At 75.3% G+C, this 3,230-nt stretch carries 4 protein-coding genes and 1 pseudogene; 4 read left to right on the top strand and 1 reads right to left on the bottom strand.

What is annotated here, in order from left to right; all coding sequences use genetic code 11:
* Window positions 1-169 (bottom strand): annotated as a pseudogene (locus tag QZX64_RS00460) (TetR family transcriptional regulator); the annotation flags it as partial.
* On the opposite strand from QZX64_RS00460, the gene QZX64_RS00455 reads away from it, so the two are divergent.
* Genes QZX64_RS00455 through QZX64_RS00440 form a run of 4 tightly spaced genes read left to right on the top strand, consistent with a single transcriptional unit; the run spans window position 168 to window position 3,049 of the window.
* Complete coding sequence (locus tag QZX64_RS00455) at window positions 168-386, top strand: hypothetical protein (protein ID WP_295656060.1); 219 nt, start codon at window positions 168-170, stop codon at window positions 384-386. The pseudogene QZX64_RS00460 and the gene QZX64_RS00455 overlap by 2 nt on opposite strands.
* A 52-nt stretch (window positions 387-438) precedes the next feature.
* Entirely contained in the window at window positions 439-1,383 is a 945-nt protein-coding gene (locus QZX64_RS00450; protein ID WP_295656058.1) for an ABC transporter ATP-binding protein, read from the top strand.
* Window positions 1,380-2,153: an ABC transporter permease gene (locus tag QZX64_RS00445; RefSeq protein WP_295656056.1), complete on the top strand. Its 774-nt coding sequence runs from the start codon at window positions 1,380-1,382 to the stop codon at window positions 2,151-2,153. The genes QZX64_RS00450 and QZX64_RS00445 overlap by 4 nt, the downstream gene beginning before the upstream one ends.
* Window positions 2,154-2,155: 2 nt before the next feature.
* Window positions 2,156-3,049 carry a heme A synthase gene (locus QZX64_RS00440; RefSeq protein WP_295656054.1) on the top strand — a complete coding sequence of 298 codons (894 nt, stop codon included), beginning with the start codon at window positions 2,156-2,158 and terminating at the stop codon, window positions 3,047-3,049.
* Window positions 3,050-3,230 lie beyond the last annotated feature (181 nt).

Genomic DNA, 3,230 nt, shown 5'->3' with positions numbered 1-3,230 from the left:
CGCGCGACGGACCGGCGGCGAGAACCTCGCGCAGCCGCGCCGGCGCCTCGGCCATGGTGCGGGCGACGGCGAACCGCACGAGCGCCGCCTGGTCGGGGAACCAGTGGCGGACCGCACTCGGCGACCAGCCGGCCTCTGCCGCGACCGTGCGGACCGACACGGCCGCCATGCCCTCGCGGAGCACCACGCGCCGCAGGGCGGCGGCGATCTCGTTCCGGCGCTGGTCATGGTCGATGATGCGCCGAGGACCCGACAGGCAGCTGCACGGCCGGCTGGAGCGGCTGGCGGGCTGGCTCGACCGTCGCTCCAGCGGTGCCGGGCTGTGGGCGGTCGCCATCGTGGGCGTCCTCCTCGCCGGCGACGCCGCCTCGGCGCTGTTCCCCTGAGCCGCGCCACCCGCACGGGGGCCGGCGGGGACCCGAACCCTAGACTCGGCGCGTGCCCGACCGCCCGACCGACCTCGCTGTCAGTGTCGACGGCCTGGTGATGCGGTACGGCGACAAGGTCGCCGTCGACGGCCTGACGATGGCCGTCGAGCGAGGCACGATCACCGCCGTGCTCGGCCCGAACGGCGCCGGCAAGACCACCACGCTCGAGACGTGCGAGGGCTACCGTGCGCCCCAGGGGGGCAGCGTGACCGTGCTCGGCCTGGACCCCCGGCGCGACCGCCGCGAGCTGCTCCCCCGGCTGGGCGTGATGCTCCAGGGCGCCGGCGCGTGGTCGGGCGCCCGCGCGATGGAGATGCTGCGCCACGTCGCCCGGCTGCACGCACACCCGCTGGACGTCGAGGAGCTCGCCGACCGGCTGGGGCTGGGCGACTGCGGGCGGACGCCGTACCGCCGTCTCTCGGGCGGCCAGCAGCAGCGGCTCGGGCTGGCGATGGCGGTGGTCGGCCGTCCCGAGCTGGTCTTCGTCGACGAGCCGACCGCGGGCATGGACCCGCACGCCCGGCGCGCGACGTGGGAGATGCTCACCGACCTGCGTCACGCCGGCGCGACGGTGGTGCTCACGACCCACCTGATGGACGAGGCGGAGCGCCTCGCCGACCGCATCCACATCCTCGACCACGGCAGGCTGCTGGTCTCCGGCACGCCGCTCGAGCTCACCCGCGGCGGCGGCGACGCCACCATCCGGCTGGTGGTCACCCGGCCCTTCCCCGAGGGCGCGCCCGAGTCGCTCGGCCGGGCTCTCGGCCCGCTGACCGCCGTCACCCAGCTCGACGAGTACAGCCTGGTGGTCACCGGGCCCGCCGACTCCACCACCCTGGGGATCGTGTCACGCTGGTGCGAGGAGCACGACGTGCTGCCCGAGTCGCTGGCGCTGGGCCAGCGCAACCTGGAGGACGTGTTCGTGGAGCTGACCGGACGGGGACTGCGCGCATGACCCTCGACCTGTCCCCCGCGCCCGGCTCCGCACCCCTGGGCCGGCAGGTCCTCGCGCAGGCCTCGATGGAGGCCCGCCTGATGCTGCGCCACGGCGAGCAGCTGCTGCTCGCCGTGGTCATCCCGCTCCTCGTGCTCGTCGGCGGCGTCATCGCCGTGGACCGCGTCGGTCTCGACCTCGACCAGCGCCCGATCGACGTGCTCACCCCCGGCGTGCTGGCCCTGGCGGTGATGTCGACGGCGTTCACGTCGCTGGCGATCGCCACCGGCTTCGAGCGCAGGTACGGCGTGATCAAGCGCCTCGGGGCCTCGCCCCTGCCCCGCCACGGCCTGCTGCTGGGCAAGATCCTCGGCCTGCTCGTCGTGGAGGCGATGCAGGTCGTGGTGGTCCTGGTCGCGGCCTCGCTGCTCGGCTGGCGACCCTCCGGGGGTGCCGGCGGGATCGCGCCGGCCGTGCTGGCCCTGCTGCTGGGCACCGCCGCCTTCGCCTCCCTCGGGCTGTTCGTCGCCGGCGTGCTGCGGGCCGAGGCCACGCTGGCCGCGGCCAACCTGGTCTACCTGCTGCTGATGGCCGGCGGCGCCGTCGTGATCCCCGCGTCGTCGTACGGCGGCTTCGGCGAGGTCGCCTCCCTGCTGCCCAGCGGAGCCCTCGGCGAGGCGCTGCGTGCGGCGACGATCGAGGGCGTCTTCGACGTGCGAGCGATGATCGTCCTGGTCGCCTGGGCAGCGTTGGGGACCGTCCTGACCGCCACGACCTTCTCCTGGGAGTGAGAGTGTCCCTGCTGACCGAGTCCAGCCGCCGGCCCGTCGGCCTGCCGGGTCGCCTCCTGTGGCCGCTCGCCGTCACCAACCTGGTCGTCAACATCCTGATCGTCGTCACCGGCGGGGCCGTCCGGCTCACCGGCTCGGGCCTGGGCTGCCCCACCTGGCCCCGGTGCACCGAGGACTCCTTCGTCGCGCACGGGGAGCTGGGGCTGCACGGGGCGATCGAGTTCGGCAACCGGCTCCTCACGTTCGTGCTCGTCGTGGTCGCACTCGCCTGCCTGGTCGCGGCGCTCGCCGCCGGTCACCGGGCCGCCGTGCGGCTCTCGGCGCTGGTGGCCGTGGGCATCGCGGTGCAGGCCCTGATCGGGGGCCTCACCGTGCTGATCGACCTGAACCCGTGGGTGGTCTCGGTGCACCTGCTGGTGTCGATGGCGATCATCGCGGCCTGCACCGTGCTCCTCGACGCCGTCCGCGGCCCGGGCCGCCCCGCCGCATCAGCCCTGTCCGGCCGGCTCGCCTGGTCGGCGCTCGCCGCGGCCTGGGTCGTGCTGGCCCTGGGCACGGTGGTGACCGGGAGCGGCCCCCACAGCGGTGACGTCGAGACCCTCCGCACCGGCATCGACCCCGCGGTCATGTCCCACGTGCACGCGATCGCGGTCTATGTCCTGGTCGCGCTCACCATGGGAGTGCTGGGGCTGGCCCGCCGCGCCGGTGAGGACGTGGTGGCGCGGGCCGCCGGCGTGCTCCTCGGCGTCGAGCTGGCCCAGGGTGCGGTCGGGTTCGCGCAGTACTGGCTCGACCTGCCCGAGCTCCTCGTCGCGGTGCACCTGCTCGGTGCCGCGGTGCTGTCGGCCGCGGTGACGTGGCTCGTGCTGTCGGTCCGGGCTCGCGCCGGGCGCTGAGGGGGACGAGCGGTCCCCGGCCGGGGCACGACCGCGGGCCGTGGGCTCGCGGACAGGGCGAAGAGGTACGGCGCGCAGCCGTGGTCCGCCCACCGCGCGGCGAGCGATGCCAGCGGCGAGGCGTCGCCCGGGTCGGCCAGCTCCCCCACGTAGAGAGGCTTGTCGCCGTCGCCGTGCCTGC

Origin of the sequence: uncultured Nocardioides sp., from assembly GCF_902805925.1 — a bacterium.
In the GTDB taxonomy this organism is placed as follows: Bacteria; Actinomycetota; Actinomycetes; order Propionibacteriales; family Nocardioidaceae; genus Nocardioides.
Note: the sequence above shows the minus strand (reverse complement) of the source record. Positions and strands in the feature narration are given on the sequence as shown.